The organism is Campylobacter sp. BCW_6466 (assembly GCF_001762835.1).
In the GTDB taxonomy this organism is placed as follows: domain Bacteria; phylum Campylobacterota; class Campylobacteria; order Campylobacterales; family Campylobacteraceae; genus Campylobacter_D; species Campylobacter_D jejuni.
In genome coordinates, this window is sequence record NZ_MJXO01000047.1 from 1 (window position 1) to 1258 (window position 1258).

Here is a 1258-nt window from a genome sequence, read left to right on the forward strand (position 1 = left end):
AAACCACAAAATTACATCTTAATTTTAATAAAATAGAGAATCTAAGGAGATAACCCATGACATATATATTACTTCTTATTATAATTTCTACTATTCTTTCTTATCTTATATTAAAATTTATTTATAAAATCATCTTTAAATCTACAAAAAGCGTTTCAAAGTTTTTAGTCTTTCTTGGAAGTATAGGCTTAATTATCTTTTATTATACTCCTTATTCTTATTATTTAGAGCCTAGTTATTGGCAATTTAGGAATATGTGTAAGTTAAATGAACTTCCTAAAGTATAATAAGATTCTAGGGTATTTTGATAAAAAGTTAGGCGGCATAGATGATTTTCGACATGTAAAAAAATATAGTAGGATAGAAATGTGGCTTTATATATTACGATGATACTTACAAAACTCCTTCAAATTTTCAAGAAAAGATGGAGATGGATAATATTGCACTAAAAACAAAAAATATGCAAATGTCTTTACACAAGATTGTTGATATGCATATAAGTCCATATTGGAATACTAGAAGGTATGTGTTAGAAGGCAATGAGGGTAATATGAATTTTGAGTTTATAGAGGATGGGCTCGCTTGTGGTAATCTTTATCAATAATAATATAAGGAATAAATCAACAATTTAAAAGATTATACAGAATTTGTGTAAGCTAGTTATTTTAATTTTGTTTATACTGAAGGACAAAAAGCTTTAGGATTTAAAATATCTAAAACTAGATTTTTTAAAGATAAGAGTGAATTAGAAAAATTGGACTATTTTAAAGCATTACATGATGAATATAATGGATATTTGGTTATAATGATTCTTTATTTTTTATGTGAAACTAAATGGAGATTTTAGAGAATTATAAGCTAGAAATTTTTCTCAAAGATATGAGATTAAATTTCATCAGCCCAACACTACAAATTGTCTTATGAAAAAACAGAGAAAATTAAGAGGAGTTAATAAATGCTAGAATTCTTTATTAATCTTTTAATATTTATTCTTATATTTTTCTTTTTTGTTTTTATATTTTCTATTATTTTATATTTTATCTTTAAAATTTTTTATAAATTAAAAAATAAAACAAAAACTATAAATTTTAAAACAATATTTAAAAAATTTACTTTGTTTCTTTTACCTGCATATCTTTTATTATTCTTAGTAGGAGGATGTTCTTATAAATATATGGATCCGCAGTATTATGAGTTTAAGAGCTTGTGTAAAGATATAGATAATAAAGTAATAATTTACAATAAAGCTTATTGGGAA

Annotated in this window: 2 protein-coding genes; both read left to right on the forward strand. The window is 23.1% G+C overall.

Annotation, left to right across the window (positions count from 1 at the left end; translation table 11 throughout):
• The first annotated feature begins 56 nt into the window (after nt 1-56).
• Nucleotides 57-287 (forward strand): hypothetical protein, encoded by a 231-nt coding sequence (locus AJ887_RS05605; protein WP_002881838.1) that lies wholly within the window; start codon nt 57-59, stop codon nt 285-287.
• 143 nt (nt 288-430) lie between these two features.
• The gene (locus AJ887_RS10200) at nt 431-604 is read left to right on the forward strand and encodes a hypothetical protein (protein ID WP_161565379.1); all 174 of its coding nucleotides are present in this window, start codon (nt 431-433) and stop codon (nt 602-604) included.
• Nucleotides 605-1258 lie beyond the last annotated feature (654 nt).

Coding starts and splice junctions, on each gene's coding strand:
- AJ887_RS05605 (WP_002881838.1), top strand. CDS start 57: ATGACATATATATTACTTCTTATTATAATTTCTACTATTCTTTCTTAT.
- AJ887_RS10200 (WP_161565379.1), top strand. CDS start 431: ATGGATAATATTGCACTAAAAACAAAAAATATGCAAATGTCTTTACAC.